At 42.0% G+C, this 24513-nt stretch carries 15 protein-coding genes; 3 read left to right on the top strand and 12 right to left on the bottom strand.

Annotated features, from left to right (window positions below):
* The first annotated feature begins 4 nt into the window (after positions 1-4).
* From U859_RS0124510 to mgtA, 3 genes are all read left to right on the top strand, one after another.
* Positions 5-1372, top strand: a complete 1368-nt coding sequence (locus U859_RS0124510; RefSeq protein ID WP_025145903.1) for an ATP-binding protein — start codon at positions 5-7, stop codon at positions 1370-1372.
* Positions 1373-1981: 609 nt separating this feature from the next.
* Positions 1982-2683 carry an MgtC/SapB family protein gene (locus U859_RS0124515; RefSeq protein WP_025145904.1) on the top strand — a complete coding sequence of 234 codons (702 nt, stop codon included), beginning with the start codon at positions 1982-1984 and terminating at the stop codon, positions 2681-2683.
* A 35-nt stretch (positions 2684-2718) separates the two neighbouring features.
* Entirely contained in the window at positions 2719-5424 is a 2706-nt protein-coding gene (gene mgtA / locus U859_RS0124520; RefSeq protein WP_025145905.1) for a magnesium-translocating P-type ATPase, read from the top strand.
* 243 nt (positions 5425-5667) lie between these two features.
* Here the strand turns inward: mgtA and U859_RS0124535 are convergent, their stop codons facing one another.
* The 12 genes from U859_RS0124535 to U859_RS0124595 form a co-directional block, all read right to left on the bottom strand.
* Positions 5668-5967 (bottom strand): hypothetical protein, encoded by a 300-nt coding sequence (locus U859_RS0124535; RefSeq protein ID WP_025145906.1) that lies wholly within the window; start codon positions 5965-5967, stop codon positions 5668-5670.
* Between the two features lie 58 nt (positions 5968-6025).
* Entirely contained in the window at positions 6026-8194 is a 2169-nt protein-coding gene (locus U859_RS0124540) for an IPT/TIG domain-containing protein (protein ID WP_025145907.1), read from the bottom strand.
* 17 nt (positions 8195-8211) lie between these two features.
* Positions 8212-11523, bottom strand: coding sequence for a TonB-dependent receptor (locus U859_RS0124545; protein WP_240183093.1), 3312 nt, complete (start codon positions 11521-11523; stop codon positions 8212-8214).
* Between the two features lie 27 nt (positions 11524-11550).
* On the bottom strand, positions 11551-12558 hold the full coding sequence (locus U859_RS0124550) for a fasciclin domain-containing protein (protein ID WP_025145909.1): 1008 nt from the start codon (positions 12556-12558) through the stop codon (positions 11551-11553).
* A gap of 3 nt (positions 12559-12561) precedes the next feature.
* Positions 12562-13896, bottom strand: a complete 1335-nt coding sequence (locus U859_RS0124555; protein WP_162800028.1) for a fasciclin domain-containing protein — start codon at positions 13894-13896, stop codon at positions 12562-12564.
* 15 nt (positions 13897-13911) lie between these two features.
* Positions 13912-15021, bottom strand: coding sequence for a fasciclin domain-containing protein (locus U859_RS31310; RefSeq protein ID WP_162800029.1), 1110 nt, complete (start codon positions 15019-15021; stop codon positions 13912-13914).
* A gap of 13 nt (positions 15022-15034) precedes the next feature.
* Positions 15035-16258, bottom strand: a complete 1224-nt coding sequence (locus tag U859_RS0124565; RefSeq protein WP_051584766.1) for a hypothetical protein — start codon at positions 16256-16258, stop codon at positions 15035-15037.
* Complete coding sequence (locus tag U859_RS0124570; protein ID WP_025145913.1) at positions 16258-17991, bottom strand: DUF4397 domain-containing protein; 1734 nt, start codon at positions 17989-17991, stop codon at positions 16258-16260. The genes U859_RS0124565 and U859_RS0124570 overlap by 1 nt, the downstream gene beginning before the upstream one ends.
* On the bottom strand, positions 17991-21554 hold the full coding sequence (locus U859_RS0124575; RefSeq protein WP_240183094.1) for a TonB-dependent receptor: 3564 nt from the start codon (positions 21552-21554) through the stop codon (positions 17991-17993). Before U859_RS0124575 ends, U859_RS0124570 begins: the two co-directional genes overlap by 1 nt.
* 166 nt (positions 21555-21720) lie before the next feature.
* Entirely contained in the window at positions 21721-22737 is a 1017-nt protein-coding gene (locus tag U859_RS0124580; protein ID WP_025145915.1) for a FecR family protein, read from the bottom strand.
* 78 nt (positions 22738-22815) lie between these two features.
* A complete protein-coding gene (locus U859_RS0124585) occupies positions 22816-23427 on the bottom strand; it encodes an RNA polymerase sigma-70 factor (RefSeq protein ID WP_025145916.1) in 612 nt (203 codons plus the stop codon).
* Between the two features lie 416 nt (positions 23428-23843).
* Entirely contained in the window at positions 23844-24506 is a 663-nt protein-coding gene (locus U859_RS0124595; protein WP_025145917.1) for a hypothetical protein, read from the bottom strand.
* Between the last annotated feature and the right edge of the window lie 7 nt (positions 24507-24513).

A 24513-nucleotide genomic window follows, 5' to 3' on the forward strand; every position in this document is an offset into this window, starting at 1 on the left:
CAGCATGAAAATACGGGTAAAGCTTCTGTTGTTATTTTTTACGCTTTTTGCTTCATTGCTGCTGGCCTTTGCTGTATTTATTTACATCTACAGTGCTAAAACCAGAAAAGACCAATATTATAAACAGTTAAAAAAAGAAGCCATTACAAAAGCCAACCTGCTTTTTGATGCAAAAGTACCTGCAGCAGTATTACAGCTGATTTATAAAAGTGCACCAAATTCGCTTTTTGAAGAGGAAGTGGCCATATACGACACCTCCTTTAACCTCCTTTACCATGATGCCGTACAAATAGATAAGGTTAAGGAGAACCGAAAAATGATCGATCAGATTGTGCAGCAAAAAGGCATTAACTTCGATCAGGGCGATTTACAAGTGGTAGGGTTGCTTTACCAGCACCATCACAAAACCTATGTAATTACCGCAGCAGCAAATGATCAGTATGGTTTAAATCGTTTGCAGGAACTTAAATATGCTTTGGTCATTTCCTTTATCATCATCATCAGCTTAACCATTGCAGCCGGTTATTACTTTGTGGGCAGGGCGCTAAAACCCGTTAAAGAAATCGTAGATAAAGTGGCACAAATTACCGCTACCAATTTGTACAACCGCGTTCAGGTAAAGAACGAAAAAGACGAAATAGGTGAATTGGCATATACTTTTAACCACATGCTCGATCGTTTGGAGCAGTCATTCGATAGTCAGAAAAGTTTTGTAAGCAATATTTCGCACGAACTCCGCACGCCCCTATCCACCATTGTTGGTGAATTACAGCTGGCACTAATTAAAGAGCGTAACACTGCTGAATATCAGGAAATCATCAGACTTTCACTGGCCGATGCACAGAAATTAGTTCGACTTTCTAACGGCCTGTTAGATTTGGCAAAAGCAAGCTACGACCAAAGCACCGTGAGCATGAAAAAAATTCGTGTAGATGAACTATTAATGGATGCCAGGGAAACCGTACTTAAAATCGATAAGAATTATAAAGTTGATGTACAGTTTGCCCTGGAAATTGAGGAAGACAACGACATTTCAATCACCGGAAACGAATATCTGCTCAAAGTAGCTTTTATTAACCTGATGGAAAATGCCTGTAAGTTTTCATCAAACCATCAATGTACAGTTGAAATTGATTTTAACAGCACTCAGATCAGGCTGAGTTTTAAAGATACAGGAATTGGCATTTCTCCTGAAGATATACAGCGTATTTTCACTGCTTTTTACAGGGGCGCAAATAAGGATTTCACTTCCGGCAATGGGATAGGTTTATCCCTTACCAAAAAAATCATCACCATGCACCATGGTACTGTACAAATTCATTCAGTGGTAAATGAGGGCAGTGTGTTTAGTATAGAAATACCACATATTTAAGAATTCTGCAGGTAGTGAAGGATCTTTTTCGCTTACGGATTTCGTTACACTTAGAATAACAGAACAACTTCCTCTGCACCCAGCTATCCGGCATAGCAGATTTTCGCAGGAATAAGCATTGAAATTCTTGCATAACCCCACACAAAACCACAACCAAGGCAATATACAGTCCCGATTTTTCATCGGGGCCTCTATATTGCCGCAATAAGAATTTCGATAGCTTAGTTCAAGAAAAGATGCAAGCCTTGATCTTTTGTTACTTTTGGATCAAGCCAAAAGTAAGAGCCCTTCGGCGGCGAGCCGAGGCAAGACTGTGCGGATGACAAAATTTACAATAAGAAATTGCTTTTGCAATATAATGTTCCAGCTCATCGCTTGCGGATTCTTTGTTGCACTCAGAATGGCAAAAACTTTCTAATAAATTTCTAATGAATTTCTGTTTCTCCTCTAACGGCGCCTTTAAAAGACATCTTTTACCTTTGCAGCACAATAAAAAACAAAATTATATATGGACGCAGGCCCCTATTTCAAAAACACAACTATTCATGTTTTAACCGCCCCATAGGTATAAATTTCCTTTATGCCTGATATGGGCATAAAAAGAAATTTATGACTTTTTTCGATTTTACACTCAGGCTGATTATAGCTTTTATTTTAGGTGCCGCAATTGGTACCGAACGCCAATGGCGGCAACGGATGGCAGGATTACGAACCAATATGTTGGTTTGTATCGGCGCTTGTATGTTCGTTATCCTAGGCGTAAAAGAGGGTGGCGATGCCGCCGGCAGGGTAATTTCTTATGTAGTAAGCGGCATTGGTTTTCTAGGTGCAGGCGTCATCATGAAAGATGGTCTAAATGTACGTGGCCTTAATACCGCCGCAACCCTATGGTGCTCAGCAGCAGTTGGTGCATCATGCGGAACGGGCTTTATTGCTGAAGCAGGCATTTTTACCGCCCTTATTATCCTTACCCACATATTTATGCGCCCTGTTGGTGTAAAACTTAGCCGTTTACCTTTAAAAAACGCGCACATTCCCGTGCCTTATGTCCTCATTATCAAATGCAGGCAGGACGTAGAAAACCACCTACGTGTGCTGCTACTGCAATTTACCAGTAATGACAGCAAACTTTTGCTACGATCGTTAAAAAGTACTGATGATGGAGATCCTTCCATCGCCATTATTACTGCCGAAATATTCGCCAATAGCAATGAAGATGCCCTGATGGAAAAAATTGCCGGTCGGCTAACCATCGAGCAACAGGTATCCGAAATCAGCTGGAATAAATCCGGAGATGATAACGACCTGTAAAACAACCGAATACCCCGCCCCTAATATATACACAAATGACAGTTGCAAAAGAAATCAAAAGAATCCTTCCAGAGCACAGAAAAATATGGTCGAACAATAACGAGGAAGCAGCAAGTACCAAACTACAAAATGTTTCGAGGGCAGATCATAATTTTTACTTTGCCATTCTCGACAGCAGTGAAGAAGGTCTCTCGGCCATACAATCGAAAGAAAGATTAAATCGCTTTGGACCAAATGAAGTGCACCATGAAAAAGCACCTGCATGGATTAAACAGCTTTTCCAGGCTTTTATCAATCCCTTTATTGGTATTCTGCTCATTATTGCCCTGGTATCTTTTATCCTCGATGTATGGTTGGCCCGGCCTGGAACTGCAGATTATAAAACCGTAACCATGGTGGCCATTATGGTATTGGCCAGCTCCTTACTCCGTTTTTTTCAGGAATATCGGAGCAACCGGGCGGCAGAGCAACTTAAAAGTATGGTTAAAACCACGGCCACAGTTTTAAGAAGATTGGTTGGCAAAAAGGAAGTGGATATTAAAAAACTGGTTCCAGGTGATATCATCATACTTTCTGCAGGTGATATGATCCCTGCTGACTGTCGCATTGTACAGTCAAAAGATCTTTTTGTTAGCCAATCTATGCTTACAGGAGAAGCTTTACCCGTTGAAAAAAGAAGTCTGGTGATCCGAAACGCAGAGAAAAAGCCACTGTTTGAGCTCGATAACATCTGTTTTATGGGTACCAATGTAGTAAGCGGCTACGCTACCGCCGTGGTGGTAAATACCGGCAACCTAACCTATTTTGGCTCCTTAAGCAAAGAAATTACAGGTAAACGTGCCGAAACTAATTTCGATAAAGGTGTAAACAAAGTGAGTTATCTCCTTATCCGTTTTATGGTGGTAATGGTGCCGCTCATTTTCTTAATTAACGGGTTAATTAAAGGAAACTGGTGGGATGCCTTACTTTTCGCTATTGCAGTGGCTGTGGGCTTAACCCCCGAAATGCTACCGATGATTGTTACCGCCAACCTGGCAAAAGGTGCCATGAACATGAGCAAACACAAAGTAATTATTAAACGCCTTAATGCCATCCAGAATATCGGTGCGATGGATGTACTCTGTACAGATAAAACCGGAACCCTTACCATGGATAAAATTATACTGGAGCGGCACTTGAATATTTTTGGCGATGACGATGAAGAGGTTTTAAAATGGGCCTACCTGAACAGTTTTCACCAAACTGGCTTAAAAAACCTGCTTGATGTTGCAGTGCTCGAACACGTAGAACTGCACGACTACCTGAAAGTGGAAGAAAGTTTTTTAAAGGTTGACGAGATTCCTTTTGATTTTCAACGGCGCAGGATGTCGGTGGTTTTAAAACAGCGCAATGGAAGGCATTTGCTCATCTGCAAAGGTGCTGTTGAAGAAATGCTTGATTTATGTAGCTCTGCCTTCGATCCGGGCACGGACAAACAGCTCCATATCGAATCAGACAAAGTGATGCCCATGAGCAAAACCATGCGCGAAATGATCCTGGATACCTCAAAAAAACTAAATGCAGAGGGATTAAGGGTTTTACTGGTGGCTATCCGCGAGTTTGATGACAGGGCTTTAAACTATAGTGTACAAGATGAAAACCAGATGATCCTCACCGGATTTATAGGATTTCTTGATCCTGCCAAGCCATCTGCAAAAACCGCCATAGAGGCCCTGCAAAACCTGGGTATAAATATTAAGGTACTTACTGGTGATAATGAAATTGTAACTAAAAAAATCTGTAAAGATGTGGGTATTCCTTTCAGTAAGATATTGCTGGGAACTGAAGTAGAGAAAATGAGCGATCAGGACCTGCAGCATCAGCTTGACGGAGTTTCCATTCTGGCAAAACTTAGTCCGCTGCAAAAATCGAGGGTAGTTAAGCTACTTCAGGCTAAAGGCCATACAGTGGGGTTTATGGGTGATGGGATTAATGATGCCGTAGCCTTAAGAGATGCTGATGTAGGAATCAGTGTAGATACTGCAGTTGATATTGCGAAAGAAAGTGCCGACATCATCCTCTTGGAAAAAGACCTGATGGTTTTACGTAAAGGGGTAATCTATGGCAGAAGGACTTTTGGCAACATCATCAAATACATCAAAATGACGGCCAGCAGCAATTTCGGCAATATGTTCAGCATGTTGGGCGCAAGTGCACTGCTCCCATTTTTGCCAATGCTACCTGTTCAGATCCTGATCCAGAATTTACTCTATGATGTATCTCAAATCTCCATACCATGGGATAAAATGGATGACGATTTTATTAAAGGACCGAAAAAATGGGATGCTTCAGGCATTATGAAGTTTATGCTGTACATCGGCCCGATTAGCTCCATTTTCGATTACGCCATGTTCGCCGTAATGTTCTTTGTTTTTAAAGCCAATAGTCCAGCACACCAGCAATTGTTTCAAAGCGGCTGGTTTATCGAAGGTTTATTGTCGCAAACACTTATTGTGCACATGATCAGGACAAAAAAAATCCCTTTTATCCAAAGCTGGGCAACCACACCTGTTGTGGCACTTACTTCATTAATTATGGTGATTGGAATATTGATTCCCTTTTCACCTTTTGCTTCCGCACTAAAAATGCAACCCCTGCCTATTGCCTATTTCACCTGGTTAATTGGCATCCTGATAAGCTATTGTATGCTCACTCAATTTATTAAAACCCTGTACATTAAAAAATTTAACCAATGGCTTTAAACCCTTCCAATAAACGATGGTTGCTGGCAATCCTCTATATGATCATCATGGTGGTGCTGGCAGCCTGGCTCGAAACTCATTTTCATCACCATAAAGATTCAATAAAGCCAATTCATATAAAAAAATGACTTCTGCTGTTCGCTATACCGATGAAAAACCGGTGCCGCTTCCATCAGGTTTATTTTACAATGGCTTAGTACTAAAAATAAAAAATGCATCAGATTAAGTTTAAAGCATTTTATCTTATTTAAACCTTTCACTTTTATTGAGTTTCCGGATTCTGCTGCTTACAAAATTGATACTCACATCATTATAAATGGTTTTATAATGTGCGATATGCATTTCAATATCAGCGAGTTTTTTCAGGTATTCAATGTACAAAGCTTGCAAGTGCAAACGCTTAGATCTCGTGGCTTCAAGTTCGGCAAGTAGCTGAAGATCATCTTCATCACCTGGGCAAGTTTGTTCCATTCTGAGGTTTTCTTCCAGTTTGATCAGCAGGCATTTTAAATGCTCATGCTGGCTTCTATTAATCCCCTGCATTCATTTTTGTTAAAACCCGGGGAGCAATGATGTTCCCCGGGTTAATCATCAGATCAATTTATTTCAAAAACACTTTTCGAACGGCTTTATTCGTGGCATCTAAAATATAGATGTTTCCTTCCTGATCTATAGCCATATCGTCCATAGAAGCAATTTTCGCAGTTGCTAATGTTCCATCGGCAAAACCTGAAGTAAACTTAGCAAGGGTTGAAGTACTTCTGGCGGCAATATCAATCTCCCTGAGCGCATAATTAAAGCGGTCGCCGGCAATCAATTTCCCGGTACCATAAGGCATTAAACCGCCTGCAATGCTATTAAATCTGGCCTGGGTGCCAATTCCATCCTGAAAACCCGGATCGCTAAAACCGATCCAGTTAACAAGGTTTGATCCACCAGCTTCGATATACGAAATGGCATTATTGCTTGCAGAACCTGAATCTACATAATACAAATTCCCTGAAGCATCAACCACAGGATGAGCAGTAGGCCAAAGCGGTCCGGTAACTTTGGTAAAGCCACCAATGGCATTTACTTTGTTCATCCCTGCAAAAGCGCCGTTTACATTTACGTAAAGGTTCCCTGCGTTATCAAATGTCATTAAACCTGGCGAGAAACCGGAAACGTAAACGGTATTTTGGCCCGAAGGCGTTATCTTTCTAATCTGGTTACGGCCAATATCAGATACGTAGATATTGTTCTGCTTATCAATCACGATACCAAAAGGCGTATCAAAAATAATATCCGAGCCATTTGCCTGCAAAACCGTTACCGTACCGTTCGGGGCAATTTTTTTCACCACTTTGTTCATCCGGTCTGTTACAAACACATTACCGTTGTTATCAACCGCAATACCGGCCATGAAAGTTCCAAAAGTATTGCTATTTGGTCCGCCCGCTAAAGTAATCATGCCCGCTCTTCTAAAATCCTGTGGGGCTAAAGCTTCCTGTCCGGCTACCACCACTTTTAAATCGCCTGTACTTAAACCTGCCGGAGCATCCAATACCAATATATTTTCGCTCGCCGTTTTTACCGCAGCCAATACGCCATTGAAATATACTTTGTTATCGGCAGCAGTTGTACTAAAGCCAGAGCCCTTGATGGTCACAGTTGTTCCTGCCAAACCATTATCCGGACTAACGGAAAGGATACCAAGGGTCTGATCTTTAAATTGTGGTCCATCTGTGGGTTGATCATTCACCACTACCCTTACACTCCCGCTACCTGTACCACCTGGCAACACCAATGTAATCTGGTTTGCAGAGACCGATGTAATTGGCACAGCAACATCGTTGATGAATACTTTATTTTCATCAGCCAGACTACTGAACAATGTACCCGATATGGTCATTTCGGTGCCTTTTGGCCCGCTTAATGGGGTAACAATGCCAATAGATGGCGGTGCAACCACGGTAAAAATTGGTCCTGTAATTTTTTGGCCATTTATATTTACCGATAACGGGCCAGTTTTTACGCCATCCGGAGCTACAACAACCAGTTTTTCCTTGCCGGCTTCCAATACAGTTGCAGCCGTTCCATTAAAATCAATAATATTCCCAACGGCAAGTTCTTCAAATCCGGTTCCATTTATGGTTACCTTTGTATTTTTACCTCCAGTTAAAGGTTTAATACTTTCAATAGCCTGATAAGTAAAATTCTGGCCTTTAGCTTCTTTTCCGTTTACTTTTACCATGATGGCACCAAAACCTGCATCGGCAGGTACCTCGGCAACAATCAGGTTATCTGATACGCTTACCACCAATGCCGCTTTACCGTTGATAAAAACGGTTGCTGGTGTTGTGGTACTGCTAAAACCCGCTCCGGTAATCCTGATCTGTGAACCTGCAGGTCCATTTGCAGGCAAAACGGTTGTAATGGTCAAATCCTGATAGGTATACGGACCGATATCAAAACTTTGGGTATCGTACTTTAAGGCCAATGCACCTGTAGTTCCGCCTTCGGGCATGCGGATCACCAGGGCTTCGGCTGTTGCACTGATTACTTCTGCGGCTTTACCCGCAATGGTAGCGGAATATTGCCTGACATCAGTACCAAAGCCCTTTCCGGTAATGGTTACCAAAGTACCTGCATTCCCGCTGTTTGGGTAATAACTTTCTATTTTAAACGCTACCGCCTCGGGTTCGGTTTTATCCTTTTTACAGGCTCCGATGATGAGCATCAGGAAAAGCATCAATCCGATACTTAAACTCCTTTTATGTTGAATGATCATAATATCTATTTTTGATGTTAAAAACTATACCTTAATCCCAGTTGCATCTGTACCCTCGAACTAAAATAGTCGATACTATAAGGCTGACCTGGGTTGTTGAAGGTAAATACCGGGTAGTTGCCTGCATTTTGCTGTGGCGGGAACAAAGTTGGCGTTAAACCTACGCTGCTGGTGGAGTTAAAAGTATTTGGCGAGAAATACTGTACGCCCCAGGTTTTATTGATGAGGTTAGTAAGGTTGATGATATCTACATTTAAACTCAGCGATTGCGATTTATTGCTATTTATAAACAGCTCGTGTGCCAGATGCAGATCGGCCTGAACATTCCATGGGGTACGCCCTTTGTTACGCTCGGTAAAATCACCCCTGCGGCTACTCAGGTATTTGTTGCCATCAATAAACTGATTAAAAGCTGCCGCCTGTTGAGCTGCCGTTTGTGCAGGCAGATCTTTAAAATAGCGGATGGCTTCTTCACGTAATGGAATATAGGCCAAACTTACCTGTTGCGATAAACCCTGGATACTGCTGTTTACAATACCATAACTAAACGGACTGCCCGATTGCGCACTGAAGAATAAACTTATTGTGGTTCTTCCTGCTTTTTCCCAGGCATGATTATAGCCTATACTGGAAACGATGCGGTGCCTGGTATCGAAATTGCTATAGCTCAATGCCGGGTTATTGGGTACCAGCGCCTGGTTTAACTGCCAGTTACTCTCCATCGAGTTACGTACACCATTGCTTAAATCTTTCGATTCGCCATAGGTATAAGAGGCGGTAATATTTAAAGCCTTGATAAACGTTTTGGTGATTGATCCCGTTAGGCTGTAACGGTAGCCCTGACTGGTATTGCTCAATAAGTAAACATTAGAAAAACGTGGATCAACCGTTCCGCTGTAAACCGGTTGTTGTTTTTGTTTATCATAACCATAATACAGTGGATTATCCTTGGTATTCAATTGCTGAAAAAGTACATCTTTTAAACTTTTGGTGTACATGCCTTCAACTGTAAAACGCCAGTCGTTATCGGTTTCGTAATCGATACCCAAACTTCCGCGGAATACCTGTGGCATTACAAAATTGTTATCCACCAGATCGATCTGTGTACGGCCACTATTCGGGTTATTAATTACCGCACCGTTTTGCTTTATAAAATTCCCTATCCCATTCGGACTTGGTTTAATGGCATCGCTACCTGGCGCAAAGGGCTGCTGATCGGCACGCTGATCGAAAGCACCAAAGTTATTTCCTGTATTGTAATAGGCATAGGCTAGCCAGGCAAAAGGAATACGGCCTGTAAATAAACCTGCACCTCCCCTTACAATCAGTTTTTGATTACCCAGCGCATCATACCTGAAACCTAAACGGGGTGATAACTGTACCTTGTTTAAAAATTTGTTTTCGATGCGGTTAAGCGGTGTGTAGGTATAGGTATTGCCAAAATTTGGGTCAGCCATAATATCTTTTACCTTATCGCTCAATGCTGGCATGGTTGGCAAATTCACCATATCGGCACGTAAACCTGGTGTAATACTCAATTTATCGCTAATCCTGATTTCATCCTGCACATACAAGCTGTACATGTTTACATTAAAATCGGCAGCCGGATTCGCCAACAGGTAATCGCGGCTGTTATTGGTATAATTGTAACTGCCCCTCACGCGGTAAGGATTATTGCTGATAAAATCTTCGATGCTTTGGTAGTCTACCCTACCGTTCCAGGCATTAACAAAACCATATTGGATGTTGTACAACTCGTTATGCGTACCCACCAAGATTTTATGGCGGCCCTTCGTCCAGTTTAAGTTTGCGGTAAATTCCCATGTTTTTTGTTTCATGTTGAAGATACTCGCTTCGCGGTCGGTACCCAGATAAATGGTGGTTCCGGGCGTGCGGCCCATAATTTGTACCTGTGGCAATGTAGGATCGCTTAAAGGATCGCGGCTATCGCTCACATGCGTAAAACCCACCAATACATTTCCGGAGAGTTCGTTATTGAACCGGCTTTTTAACTCGGCGACGGTACTGGTTTGGTTATTTTTCTGTTCAAAAGCCATACTGCTGAAACGGAAATCCTGCTGATCGCGGTCCATATGGGTGGCCTTACTAAAAATCGTATTGTTCCTGATGGCCAATTGGTGTTTATCGCTGATGTTCCAGTCTAAACGGTTAAAGAATTTTTGCGATTTGTTCGAATTGGTGTACACACCTGCGGTACCTGCATCGAAAACATTGCCATAACGGGTTTTAACGGCATTGCTGATTAAATCAGCATCGGCTACGCTCAGGATATGACTCGTTTCTGCTGTACCTACATACAGTTGCGTAGGATCCTGACGGTGGGTAATCTCCTCATTGCTAAAAAAGAAGAGTTTATTTTTAATGATCGGGAAACCTATACGCACACCTGCCTGGTAATCCTCAAAGTCGCTGTTCATTTTACCCAGACTGCCTACACGGTCGTTGCCCGTAATGACTGCATTCCGGCCAAAGCCATAAACTGATCCGCTCACTTTATTGGTGCCACTACGGGTTACGGCATTGATCGACCCGCCTGTAAAATTTCCGATTTTAACATCAAATGGCGCCAGGTATACCTGCATGTCTTCAATGGCATCTAAGGAAACGGGATTGGTACGGGTACTGCTTCCGTTCATGCCCGATGTTCCGGTTTGTCCACCAAGCGAAGGGCTAAAACCAATGGCATCGTTATTTACGGCTCCATCAATGGTGACGTTGTTATACCGAAAATTGGTTCCACCGAAGCTGTTGTCGCGGCTACCCTGCGGGGTTAAGCGGGTAATATCGGTGATGCTCCGGTTAATCGTGGGCATATTTTTGACCTGTTCGGCACTGATATTTTTACCAGTTCCATAATTATCAGCCTTTAGTTTGGGTTTCGCCCTGCCCGACACCATTACGGTGCTCAGTTCCTGTGCATTTTCCTGCAGTACAAAGTTGAGCTGCTGGCTACCGCCTAAACGTACCGAAACATCATTCAGCACTTCAGTTTTCATCCCGGTGGTAGAAACGGTTAGCGTATAGGGCGAACCAATGCGTAAATTGTTTAAAAAATAGCGCCCATCGGCATCGGCAGAAATGGCATAACGTGTTCCCGAAGGGGTGTGAATGGCCACAATGGTTGCACCGGGTATGGCAATTCCTTTGATATCTTTTACCTGCCCGGTTAAGGAACCGCTTGTTTCTTGTGCCATACCATAAAAGGATATGAACAGGAAAACACAGAGCATGATTATTTTCAGCCCAGCCTGCTGCAGTAAAAACATCTCCTGCAAAAAGACGGGGGTTGGATATATATTTTTCTTCATCAGTTTAATTTTAATTGCCTACGTTTCTTATTGGGTAATCCGTAAAGCACCATCTATAATATGTAATACCCCATTTCCGGCCAGAATATCCTGTTTAACCAGTTTTACTGCCGTTGTATTTCCGATTCCCCTTAAGGTGATGCCATTAAAACTTCCCGGAGTACTGGGATCTGGCGTTAAAGTCATGGTAACCGAATTGCCATCAAGCATCGCCTGACGGCTGGTATTGGATGAACCTGTACTGAGGATATAATCGTAAATAAACCTTCTGTCTTTTACGATATGGTAGTTTACCAGGCGTTTCAATACTTCTATATCAGTATTGTTGATCTGCTCTACACTGGTATAACCCATGGCCTGCATGGCCTGGTTATTCGGCGCGAAAATGGTGTAGGGTCCTGAACTGTTAATCGTTTCCAGCAAACCTGAAGTTTTTAAAGCTTGTGTAAAAAGGGTAATATTCGATTCAGCAGCAACGGCATCGCCCAGTAAATCGTGCAGATAAGGACTTAATACCCGGTTTACCACCTGGATCAAACCATTTGAAGCCGGAATATTCTGCGATATAATACGCGAGCCGTTTAACGTAAGTACCGTATCGTTTCCCTTTATCCAGTGTGTGGCATATAATTTACCCCCACGCGACCGCAACTCCTGATTAAACAGATAAGGCAGTTTATTCAGTTCGTACTTTCCATCCAACGTATGGTATTGGGCAATACGCGAAATGATAGTGGGATTTGCCGTGAGCACACTTACCGAATTTGCATAACCCGCCAATGAAAATGCGGCATCAGATGGGACTAAAGCTGTATAGGGGCCTGCACCTTCCTGCAAGGTTTTATCAAGGCCACTGCGTTTTAAAGCTGCACTGAAAGACGAAAGATTAAAATTATCGGCAATAACGAGGTTAATTTTATTGTTGTCGTAATCGCTCAGTTTATTTTCATCTTTACTACACGATGTACCCAAAATGGCCATCAGCAATAAAGAAAATAAGGTATTCTTATGGTATTGGTTAAATTGCTGTGCCATGTTCTATTTAAGTTTAAATCCTTTAGGAAAAAGTAGGCGGTCTACCACGTGTATTGGGCCGTTAAGGGTATTGATATCTGCGTCGATAACTGTTGCTGCCGGATATTCGGAGCCTTTTACTTTAAGCTGAACATTATTATTGCTGAGTGAAAACTCTAGTGGCATGGTATAGGTATATTCTATAGGAGGGTTTCCACCAAGATTAACCGGATAATTATTTAGCATTGGCTTTAACACGTTGCTGTAAAATACCGTAGAATTATTTGCCGCTTTATCGTTACCAGAGGTAGCAGGCTGGAACATCCTGCCCCAATTACGGTGAAAATTGTACACCGTATCCATCGGGAAAGCGCCTACGGCCGAATAGCTGTTTTCGTCAAAAAAGACCCCATCCATACTGCGTTCGTTAAATTTCAGGATATCGGCGACGGTTTGAAACCCTGCCTGATGAAAAGCCTCATCTGTTGGTGCAAACAAAGTAGAGACCGTAATATTTGGGCCCATATAACCTGGATATGGGGGAGTTTCTATACCCCAGTCTTTTTTGTAGTAAAGGCGGTTATAGGCATAATCCCGCATAATATCCTCCGGCTCTATTTTCACTCCAAAAACAGCCTCGATATCGTCGCCAATTTTATTCAGAAAAAGCTCATCTGCCAGACGCTGTGATTCGATGAACATGGTAAACCTGCCATCGGCCTTTAAAGCTTCTAACATGGTTTTTACGGGTCTGTTAACTGTTTTTTCCATGATGTAGAGTCCTCCGTTGGTAGCAGGCAGGTAATTAATTTTACCTACGTTTTTACCATTCACCAGTAAATCTTCACCTTTTATGCCTACATAATGCCTGTAATAGTATAAATCATACTGATTATTGCTTTGTATATTTTCATAATATTTCACATACAGTCCGGGATGGAGCAACAGGCTTTTCACCATGAAATTATCGCTCCGCATTTTCAATTCATCTTTCGTTACCAGACCAATGGTGGTATAAAACATCATCAAACTGTCCAGCTCCTCTACGGGCATCTGGTTAATGGCACCGGCATTCAACCCCGCAGCCTGCATGGCCGCATCGTTTGGTGCGAAAACCGTAAATACCACTTTGTTTCCCTGCTGTTTAAGGATATTTTTGATATTGCTTTTTTGCCATGCACTGTAAAACAGTTTCGCAGGCGAAGCCGTTAACAACTGTTCTACCGTTTGTGTGGCATCGCTTTGAAAAGGCACCCTGGCCCCTTCAGGATCGGGCATAAATTCTGTTTTGGAACAGGCACCTAAAAAAAGGATACATGCCCATAAAACGAATACCCAAAAGTTTTTTAAATTTCTCATATTCATGATGATATATTATTTCTTGAGCGCTTGTTCTGGCGTAACCAATCCACTGATTAAGTGATGGACAATGCCGTTGCTACACAGGTTATCGTTTTTTGCTGTTAAATTGCTGGTCACGGAGTTTAAGATGATATCAGAAATGGTAGTACCGCTACGCAGTGTAAGGGAATAACCCAGCTTAAATTCTGGATACAACTTCCCGCCTCCGAAATTCATGTAATGAGTGTCGTTTTTGAGAAAATAGTTATAGGCACCGTTATTATTGATCAGTGAAAACACCTGCGAATCGGAGATGAAAAAGTGCCTGTCGTATAAAATGTAAGCCCCAAAAAGGCGGTCACCAATGTATTTACCAGTCTCTAAGGCATTTAAGGAAGCTTCAGTAATACCTACATCCTCAAGAGCCTTATTATTGGGTGCAAAAATGGTAAATGTTGTACCGGTGGCCAGTTGATCCCACAGGTTAAACTTCTTTAAGCCCTTTACAAACACACTGTAATCGGCATGCTCTGCCAGCCACTGTTGTACCGTTTTGTTAAAGTTTGGCTTCAACACATTATCCATTAAATGCAGTATACCATTGGCTACAACCACATCTTTTCTGATCACCTCAACCCCATCAATATAAAGCTCGTTTTCAACTCCCCCATTTGGATTAAAAGCTGCACGCGAAAGATATAACTCCGGGCCGGTTAAGGTTGCATAGCGCACATCTATACCATTGCTGGGCATGTCATTCACCATCAGTTTACGCGGCAGGATGTGATAACCGATTATTTTCTTTAAGCTATCGACATTCATTTTGTCAAAATCTGTCGTGCTGTAAATACCCAGGCGGTTAAAAGCCTCGTCGGTTGGTGCAAACACGGTAAAAGGTCCGGCTCCGTTTAACTGTTCGGTGTATCCTGTTTTTTGGAGTGCGGCATAAAAAAGGCGCATTTCATAATTATTCTTTACAAAATCGGCCGCCGGACGAATGTTTTCGTTGGGTAAGGCTACCGATAAGTCATCGTGTTTACAACCTGCAACAAAAAGCAGCTGTAAGGCCATTGCCATTGCAAAAAGCATTTTCCCCATTTGTAAAACTGGTTTGTTATGCTTTACATTATTTAGTTTTTTCATTGAAATCATGTTTTTAATAAATGGGCGGTGCATATTTTCGTTGAACGGTGGTTAAATAAACCCTGCCATTAACCACTTCGATGGTATTTACCGTGGCAAAAGTTTTAGGGTTATTTACACCCGAATGGATGTTGACCAGCAAATTGGGCAATATGGCAGCATTATCGTTGCCCGTCATCCTTACTTTGCCATTCTGTAAACAGTTAACCGAAACCCAGTTGCCCCCGTTATCGGTTGAGGCTTCGTAAAAAGGATTATTGGAAATATCCATTCCCGGCACAAAAAAATCGAACCTTTGCCACATACTTGTGGTGATGCCATTGCCGGTATTACTTGCCCAGATCGGAAAACTTACATAAGGACTTACATCACTTGTTGCGGTATTCAATTTAACATTGGCCAGATATTTCCCCTTGAAACCCGGTATAGTGGCTGCCTTGGCATTCAAAATACTTTGATCTTCATAAAGCGACAGGAAAACATTCATTTCATCTTTCATTCCACCCTGAAAACTGGCCATCAGATAATCTTCGGCCTTAAGCGATTTATCGGCCTCCCAATAGCCTTTGGCGCTCATGTTGTAAAAGTTTACATAGGTAAGCGAATCAGATAAAGGCAGCTTTTGAAAAACCTCCTGACGGAGCAAAAGACCAGTTCTTTTGGTTACAAAATCTTTTTGCAGTACGTGCAGGGTATATACCTCTTTACTGGTGAGATTAAGTACGGTATCGATGAGGATATCTTTTTTTTGCTGGTTTTCCAATTGAAAAAAGGGTACTGTATTTTTCGGGCGGTAAGCAAACATGATCCGCATTTTGCCTGACGGAACCTGTGCCCAGCTGCTTAAATCGAAACCGTTTAAAATGGGTCCAACCAATACATTTTCCTTTCCCGGATATTCGGGATTGTTAACTGAGGTACTGGTACCAATATGCGATGGATATGGAGGTGCATAGGCATCGCGCTGATCTAAAAAGTCGCCCACAATTTCGGCACTTGTTGGCATGCCATTACCATCCAGTACAGGATTGATCAGCATACAAAAAAATGGCACTTTGTTATCTTTACTACCAAGCGTTTGTACATAATTAAGGTTATTGAATACCCTCAAATATGCCGGATCGTCGATCTTAGAGTACTCTACTTTAACACAGCCAGAGTTAAGCAGCAGCAAACATGTGGCAAAAAGCCATGACAACCGCGTTAATTCGGTTTTTAATATTCTCTCGTTTTTCATTATTTGTTGTGTTTGATAATGATCATTCTTGCTTTGTTTGCGGGTGTACTGCCTGTGCCCGACTGGCCAATAAGGCCCACGGTATAAATTCCAGGCTCCTGTACGGGTAATCCCCGACCTACTTTCTGATAAAGGTTTTTATCCGCAATAAAGGCCTCGCTTTTTAATACTTCAATATCATTGGCCCATATACCCGGCACCACATTGGGTTTAGAGCGGTAAGCCATAATTTCAAATGCTTTTTGTGTGTAGACATTGCTGATATAAGGACGTTCGAATAAGGGAAGCCCCGGCTGAAGATTAACCCCTGCATTTGCATTATCATTTCCTCCGGCTGAAGATTGCCCGTTGCTTTGTGTAAAAGTGATATAAGGATTGCCTGTTGAAAGATTTAAAAACCTTTTAAAGAAGAAATAATAGTATTGATTGCGCATGTAAGTGGCATCGTCTTCTGCCCCGAGATAGGTTGTACCACTTAAATCGTTGGCTACCAGCAGTACCTTAGGTGTCCCGGATTGATCGGGATATAACCATGCGGTATAGTTTTGCGCTGGGCGGAGTACCTGACTGGCACTGGCGATGGTTTTGCCCGATGCGTCTAAGGCCTCAACCGTATGGCTGCCCTGGATCAGGTTTGCATAGGCTCCGGCAGTGCCAAAAGCTAAATTGCTGGCTATTGTTTTTCCGTCTACCTTAAAACTTACATTTTGCCCGGCCAGCGCATTTACGCCCTGTACCCTGAAATACGTATTGTTGGCCGATGGACTATTATCACCAATCACTTGAAAGGAATTTTGATAGGTTGTAGAGGTTTCGTCAAGCTCGTTAACGAGATAATCAAACCTTTGTGGAGCGATTAAAATGGTATAAATACCTCCTGGCTGGAAGGTTTGGATGGGCGCATAAGTTTGCTTGGTCGAATTCATCAAATTAACAGGAATGCTTGATGTAGGGGGATCGATCAGCGTAATAGCGTCTAAACCTGCGCCTAAGGCTGGCATCTGTCTTCCATCGGCCATGAGTATTTTAAACTGATAGGTACCATAGGGCAGTTCTATATATTCGGAAGCTCTGATTGCCGAACTGATATTATTGGTCTTTGCATCAACCAAAGTACCATCGGCATAAGCCAGCGATACGGCTCCGCTTAAATCTTCCTGCCTGCCACTGCTGTTAACTGCAGGGTTTTTAATGGTACCGGAAAGATTTACAATCCTGATTTTAAAATAATCCGGCTTTGAAGCAACCGAAACACCTCTTTTTACAGGCACCACTTCTTGCTGACCATCCATTGCAAAAACTGGCATTAAGAAATAATCTGTTGGATTGTTGTAATCGTTTTTTACATCGAGTTTTACTTCGTTGACGAATACAGGGCCATAACTTCTCACCGTAAAATTCAGCTTTGCAGTTTCCTGCGCATTAAAAAGGTCTTGCGGAACAAACCAGGTCTTCCCCAGTTGTCCGTTCGACGGGAAATAGGAGGTTCCCGGATATTGCTGGCTGTTCGGTTTGTTAGGTTCCCGCACGATAAAATTGGTCAGACTGTCGCCATTGGCAATTACCTGGTTAAAACCTGCTACATTGATGATACGGGCAGTTGAGTTAACTCGGTTCTGGGTTAATATCCTGTTGTCTGTTTCAAAATCAGTCTTATCTTTTTTACAAGCCTGAAATAACAGTATCACACTGAAAAACAGCAGACTAAAACATTTATAATTTATCTTATTCATTATTTAAATAGATTATAGGTAAAGCCCAACATAATTTCGGCACCGCGGGTATAACTTCGGTTGATATACTCGTTACCATACCATTTGCCCCCGGTTTGCGGATTGGCATACACAGTTTTGATATCGGGGTTAAGGATGTTTTTGGCGTAGCCTTTAAATTTTACACTTTTACTAAGGCGCTGACTGAATACAAAATCTAAAACAGGTACCGGACGGGTGTATAAATCGGATTCACCGGTGAGGTTAATTTGCACCAAACGTTCGCCAACCACATTAAAGGTCAGCGTAAAATCAGAGCCCGATTTCGGGTTTTCATAATTTAACCATGCATTGATGGAATACGGTGCCTGCTCGAAAAGCGGACTGTTTTTTGGTGTATAACGATCTAGCGATCGGATGGCTTCGTAACGTTCAGGTGTTTTTTTAATGTCGCTCTGTGCCAGCAATAAGTTAGATCCGAAATAGAAATTCTTTAAGGGATCCCAGATATTTCCCAAACTTTTCACTACCTCGAGTTCAAGTCCCCACACCCGGCCAACGTTCGGATCGTTCTGGAACTGGATGGTTGGAAATTCGGGATAGGTAGCAGCCAGACCAGCAGTTTGAAGACTAAAAACCTTTACCAGTTGGTTTTCTATGCGTTTACCAAATGCCGAAACAGCAAGTACCTCTCCTTTTGCCGGGAACCATTCCCACCTGAAATCGAGGTTTTGGGTAAACTGGTTCTTAAGGTTTGGATTACCCACCACTAAACCCATCTGGAAGGCATCAAATTCGAAAACATTGGTAATTTCCCTTAACTCCGGGCGGGCCAAAGTAGTGTTATAAGCAGTCCGGAAATTCATGTTATCGTTTAGCGTATAAGTTGCGTTAACCGAGTAAAATGGTTTATAACCCGTTTTATATACCGAGTTCGGATTAATCGGGTTTAATGGAATTTTGCTTCCGTTTGCGCCGCCTGCGGTAAGCGAAGGATCTAAAAACACACCCGAGGTATCAACAGAAGAACCAATATTGGTCATTTCGAAGCGCACACCACCTGCAATACGCAGTTTTTCGGTCAGCTTTAAATCGAGCATGCCATAAAAAGCATTGGTTTCGAAATAACCTGTATAATTATTGGGCGACTTCTGGCTGTTGTATAAAAACCCGCCAACCGGCATCATGCCTTCACCCTGATTGCCGGTAGGCAATTTAACGCCGATAAATTCGCTGCTTACCAGGCGGTTCAGGTTACCTTCGGCTCCATAAAGTGGCAAAGCCTTGTTGCTGGTAAAGTTAGATCCCGGCAGGAAAAGCTGGTTTTCACTGAAAGTCCGGTCTCTGAACAGGTAATTTATCCCTGTTTTAAACTCCTGTTTTTGTCCGAACAATTTAAATGGAAGACTTAAATCCGCCTTGTAATTATAATTTTTTTCATCAAGGTTTCGCCACCTTCTTCCGTTGGGCTCGGCCTGTATAATACCGTAAGGACCAAAACCGTTAACATAACCTGAGGTTAAGGCATAAAGGTGTTTGCTGTAAACCGTTGCGGGTGCACTGCTTCCTGTTCCAACTGTATAATAACCACCACCTCTTGGGATGTAATCGGCCAAACTGGCAAAGCGGAAATCGGGATCGTTTTGCTTTGATCGCGAACTGGCTACATTGTAACTTAAACGCGGTGATAATTCTTTATCAAAAAACTTATGCTCGCCCTGTAGGTTAAAAGTGTTCAGGTTCCGGAAAGTTTGTTTTAACGAATATGTTGTCGTTTTCACCTCCCCTGGCAAACCTGTATATTCGTAACGGCCGGCTAAATTAGTGGCTTTGGTTTCGCCACCCCAGCTGCCCAGGTATTGCATACTGATTTCGTTACGGCGGTTAAACTGATAGGTAACACCAACCAGAGTACCATAGTTAAGTGTTTCTACACCGGTGTTTTCTTTATAAGTTTGGTATTTACCCATGTACAAACTGTTCGGTGTAATATAATTCGGAATGTTACGTTGACTGTAAACATCAGGGTTCCCGGTAACTACTCCCTGATAAATGCTGTATTGGGTTAAATCGCCACCACTGATATCGGTAATGCGGCGATAATAATTTCCACCCATGATTAAACCCAGTTTATGCTTTTTAAAAATGTTAAAGCTATTGCCATAGTTAGCCGAATACAATTGGTTTAAGGGTGCTTTTTTGTACTGAGTAGTCATTACCGGATCGAAAGACTGCATGATGTTGTTGATGCGGTTTACTTCCTTGTAGGCTGTTGGGCTATAATTGCTGTTGGCAATCATGCTTTGGATAGAACCCAAACCATTCGGATACTGACTGGCCAGATTTTTAAAATCACTGCTTAAGTTTTTATCACTGATTTTATTGCCAAAAGCCCCCATATCGCTGTTCCAGAAGCTATTATACTGTCCGCCAATACCTACATTCGAGTTTACCCCCGATTGGGCGATGATTTCGAAAGTTTCCTTTTCGGGAACGGATTTGGTTTTTAATTCGACAATACCCGCAGCTGCATCGGCTGGTTTATCGGGCGTTACGGTTTTATAAATGGTAATGTTATCGAGTAATGATGCCGGAACCAGATCTAAGGGTATAGTGCTCCTGTCGGGATCAGACGAGGCTAAACGCACACCGTTCAACTGTCCGATTACACTCCTATCGCCTAAACCGCGGATAGCCACATATTTATCATCGGTTACGGTAACCCCCGAAACACGTTGTAATGCCTGGGTGGTGGTAATACTTCCGGTACGTTCAATCTGTTGTGAAGATATTGCATCCTGGATAATCGACGATTTTTTACGTTCTTCCAATACGGCTACTTCGGTATTTGCTTTTCTCCTGGCCTGTACCATTACCTCATTTAACTGCGTTGATGATGCTTTTAAAGCAATATTCAACACTTTGGTACTGGCATCTACGTTAATTTCGCGGCTAATGTAACCCATGTAAGAAATAACGAGGGTAGCGCCTCCTTCGGGAACGGTAATCCTGAAATTTCCATTTACATCGGTCGAGGCAGCAGCAGCCCCACCCTTAACCTTAACACTCACTCCAATCAGTGTTTCCTTATTCTTCTCGTCGAAAACCGTTCCGGTAATTAATATGGGCACAGGTTTCCGCGTAATCACCACATAACCTTCTACCACACTATATTTTAGATTGGTATTGGCTAAAATAGTATTCAAAGCCTCGGCAACGGTAATATTTTCGGTGTTAAGGTTAACCTTTTTGCCTACCTTGTTCAGCAGGTTTACCGCTACATTAATCTGGATATTGCCCTGTTTTTCTATAATAGCCAAACTTTTTTCTATTGTTGCGGCTTCGAGTTTGAGCTTGATTTTCCGATTAAGATCCTGCCCTGATACATTACTGGCGAAGAGTACCCCAAGGCCGGTAAGATTTGCAAGGATCACTAGAAAAGAGCATTTCATAAAGAAATAAATTTTATCTGCGGACAGATTGTTATCAGCCACCTGCCTCAGTTTCTTTTTAACATGGTACAAGGCATTATAGCATTGCCTTGCATATTGAAAAGAAACATGCAGATGTAATACTTTTTGCATATTTTTGATCATTATGATTTTTCGCCTTCGGGCGGATATTATGAATACTTTATCGTGGGCTGACGGGTCTTCGAAAACAGCCAGTCCGTTGATGATTTACGCGTCCTCCCTCAAAGGGGGACGTTTTTATTTTTAGTCTGTTTGTTACATCCCCATCCTTTCTCTCCTAAAAAATGCTAACATGATTTTGATTGATTTTATAGTTAAAGTTGCCCGCAACGCTGAGGATCTTAATCAGTTTGCTTAACGGGATATCGGTGGTTAAATTCACCCTGATCTGCCTTTCAGCTATAGCAGAATTGTTTATTGCGATGGCAACATTGTAAGTTCTTTCCAAAATGGTGGCAATATCAGCCAGCTTAGTTTTTCTGAACACCAGTTTTCCGTTTTTCCATCCGAGAATGTCGCTAACAGGTGTACTGCCCAGTTCGCGCTGCCCGGTTTTCTCGTTCCACACCACACTTTGGCCCGGCAACAATACAGCAATGGGATGTAATACCTTGTTCACTTCCCTATCTACCCTTACCTTTCCGGTACTCACCAAAACACTAACCGGTTGATTTAAAAAAGCATCAACTTTAAAAGAGGTGCCCAATACCCTGGTTACTATATTTCCGGTGTGGATGATAAATGGCCTTTTCGGATTTTTAGTGACTTCAAAAAAAGCTTCCCCCCTTAACGATATCGCCCGCATATTTGCAGCAAATTTTGAAGGAAAAGAAAGTGTACTACCCGAACCCAGATATACTACAGAACTATCGGGCAAAAGGATCCTGGAACGTTTTCCATTTGGGTTTTCGAAATGTTGATAAACCTGTGCATACTGCTGCGTTTTTTTGCCTAGCCTTGGGATTAAAAGCGAAATAGAACCAATAATGACCAGCACTGCAGCAGCGTATGATAAATACCTGCGAAGTTTTATGTTTTTTGATGATAAGGGTAATATATTTCCTTCTATATTTTCTGCCGATTGCTTTTCGTGGAATTTATCCAGGGCATATTCCAGATCCGGTTCATTATATTGATCAACAGTTGATGCGGCAATCTCGTCCATCACCTCATCAAAAAGAACAGAAAGATCATCGGTAGCTAACAGCGATTTTATTTCAGCAATTTCTTCTGCTGAACATTCGCCGTTAATATATTTTCTGATGAGGGCCTTTTTTTCTGTTTTATGATCCATTGATGTTGTTCTTCAATAGTCATAACACAACTTTTTACAGGTACCACCTATCAAAAGAAAAAAAATATACGTTTTATTTTAAGAAGGTAAAAACAAGAAGATATAAGGTGCCAGAAGCAAAAAAAGGGTGAAATCTGCATGTTCTTTTATATGCTTCCTGAAAAAGCTGAGCGCGGCAACCATATAATTTTCGACTGTATTTACAGAAAGGTTCATATCGCTGGCAATTTCGGCGTAGGTTTTATTTTCTTCCCTGCTCATCTGAAATACTTTTCTACGCGCAGGACTTAACTCTGCAAGTTTTTCGAGGTAAATTTCTTCGAGCTGTGAATATACCAGTGCATCATCAGCAGGCCTCGATTGTACAATATCAGTATCAAGCTGTTCATCAAGCTCAACCGTTGCCATTATTTTCTTACGGTAATGGTTGTAGAGCGCATTTTTAACAGAACGATAAAGGTATGGGCCAAGATCGGTTTCAATTGAAATGTCGCCCTGTTTTTTCCAAAGGCCAAGCATCACATCCATTACCAGTTCTTCAGCAACAAAAGTATCTTTACTATTTTTTAAGGCATAACGGTATAAGGCAGAATAGTACCGTTTAAAAAGAAGATCGAAGGCAGCAGAACTTCCGTTTTTATGCTTTTCTAACAGTACTGCATCCGGTAAATCTTTTATTTTGTTGAACATGCCTTGCGAAGAGAATCTCTGTGCAGCAAAAATAAAACCTATACCAACGTTGTATATTAAGGCAATATTAAGTTATTGAACATAACCGAACCATCTGAAATTTGAGGCCCGTAAAACAGAATAAGCCACAACATCCGTTGCGGCTTATTTACTAACCAAATGATATAACCAATATCTATGTTACAAACCTAGAAACTGAACATGAACAAAAAATGAAGTTTGGTCACGGTTAAAAAGCTAATAGATGGGTTATCATTTTAGGGCTTATGTTGTAGAGGAAGGAATCGAACCTTCGGCATGCTACCGGCCAGCGCTCTACATGATCATTTCTTTTTGATCGCCGCAAAAGTAGTAAGCCTGATTACATTTAAAAGTACAAACCAAAAGTTTAACATTTTGATAATATACCTTTATTTTTATGCCTTTGCGGATTTGTTTAACTTAAACAAACGGTAAATGGCATAAATCCCGGGGATCATTGGCAATATAGCCGTCCACATACCCGGAAAATAATACCTTCCGGTTGTACCGAGGTAATAATTGCGCATATTAACAATCAATTCTCCATGGATAGGCGCTGTAATTGGATTTAATGTGGCTGCGTTCAGCTCAGGCCTGATCAGCGGAAAAATAAAATGTGTAAACTCAGCTACTCCAGTACCGATAAAAATAAACCAGGCAACAAAACCAGCAATCGGAACCTTGTAATACAAGCCAAGGGCTGTAAGAGTGTAAATTGTGGGGCCAACCAGTGCAAAAACCATCAGGAAACTTTTTTCACTCCATGGAATACCAAAGAGCCTGCTCATGGCAGGAGCAAAACCTGTGAGGTATTCTTCAATAATATGGATCTGAAGCCCGGCAACGGTAAGCAGAAAAAGTGGTAAAATGATTTTTGGATCCACCGGATTTTTAAGATAAGTGACATACCAGCATACCAGGCCGATCAATGCAGATCCACCTACAATAATAACTGGTGGCAATCCGATAGAAAGATACCCCATTATGGGTGCAACAACGGTAAACACAATTGCTATCACCAGGCTTAACTTTTGCGGTATAGAGAATTTTGCTTTCATAACCTTT

The sequence above is a fragment of the Pedobacter jeongneungensis genome (assembly GCF_000633455.1).
Classification (GTDB): Bacteria; Bacteroidota; Bacteroidia; order Sphingobacteriales; family Sphingobacteriaceae; genus Pedobacter; species Pedobacter jeongneungensis_A.

Excerpts from the sequence above, each read along its gene's own strand:
- U859_RS0124510 (WP_025145903.1), top strand. The coding sequence starts at position 5 with ATGAAAATACGGGTAAAGCTTCTGTTGTTATTTTTTACGCTTTTTGCT.
- U859_RS0124515 (WP_025145904.1), top strand. The coding sequence starts at position 1,982 with ATGACTTTTTTCGATTTTACACTCAGGCTGATTATAGCTTTTATTTTA.
- mgtA (WP_025145905.1), top strand. The coding sequence starts at position 2,719 with ATGACAGTTGCAAAAGAAATCAAAAGAATCCTTCCAGAGCACAGAAAA.
- U859_RS0124535 (WP_025145906.1), bottom strand. The coding sequence starts at position 5,967 with ATGCAGGGGATTAATAGAAGCCAGCATGAGCATTTAAAATGCCTGCTG.
- U859_RS0124540 (WP_025145907.1), bottom strand. The coding sequence starts at position 8,194 with ATGATCATTCAACATAAAAGGAGTTTAAGTATCGGATTGATGCTTTTC.
- U859_RS0124545 (WP_240183093.1), bottom strand. The coding sequence starts at position 11,523 with ATGAAGAAAAATATATATCCAACCCCCGTCTTTTTGCAGGAGATGTTT.
- U859_RS0124550 (WP_025145909.1), bottom strand. The coding sequence starts at position 12,558 with ATGGCACAGCAATTTAACCAATACCATAAGAATACCTTATTTTCTTTA.
- U859_RS0124555 (WP_162800028.1), bottom strand. The coding sequence starts at position 13,896 with ATGAGAAATTTAAAAAACTTTTGGGTATTCGTTTTATGGGCATGTATC.
- U859_RS31310 (WP_162800029.1), bottom strand. The coding sequence starts at position 15,021 with ATGAAAAAACTAAATAATGTAAAGCATAACAAACCAGTTTTACAAATG.
- U859_RS0124565 (WP_051584766.1), bottom strand. The coding sequence starts at position 16,258 with ATGAAAAACGAGAGAATATTAAAAACCGAATTAACGCGGTTGTCATGG.
- U859_RS0124570 (WP_025145913.1), bottom strand. The coding sequence starts at position 17,991 with ATGAATAAGATAAATTATAAATGTTTTAGTCTGCTGTTTTTCAGTGTG.
- U859_RS0124575 (WP_240183094.1), bottom strand. The coding sequence starts at position 21,554 with ATGCAAAAAGTATTACATCTGCATGTTTCTTTTCAATATGCAAGGCAA.
- U859_RS0124580 (WP_025145915.1), bottom strand. The coding sequence starts at position 22,737 with ATGGATCATAAAACAGAAAAAAAGGCCCTCATCAGAAAATATATTAAC.
- U859_RS0124585 (WP_025145916.1), bottom strand. The coding sequence starts at position 23,427 with ATGTTCAACAAAATAAAAGATTTACCGGATGCAGTACTGTTAGAAAAG.
- U859_RS0124595 (WP_025145917.1), bottom strand. The coding sequence starts at position 24,506 with ATGAAAGCAAAATTCTCTATACCGCAAAAGTTAAGCCTGGTGATAGCA.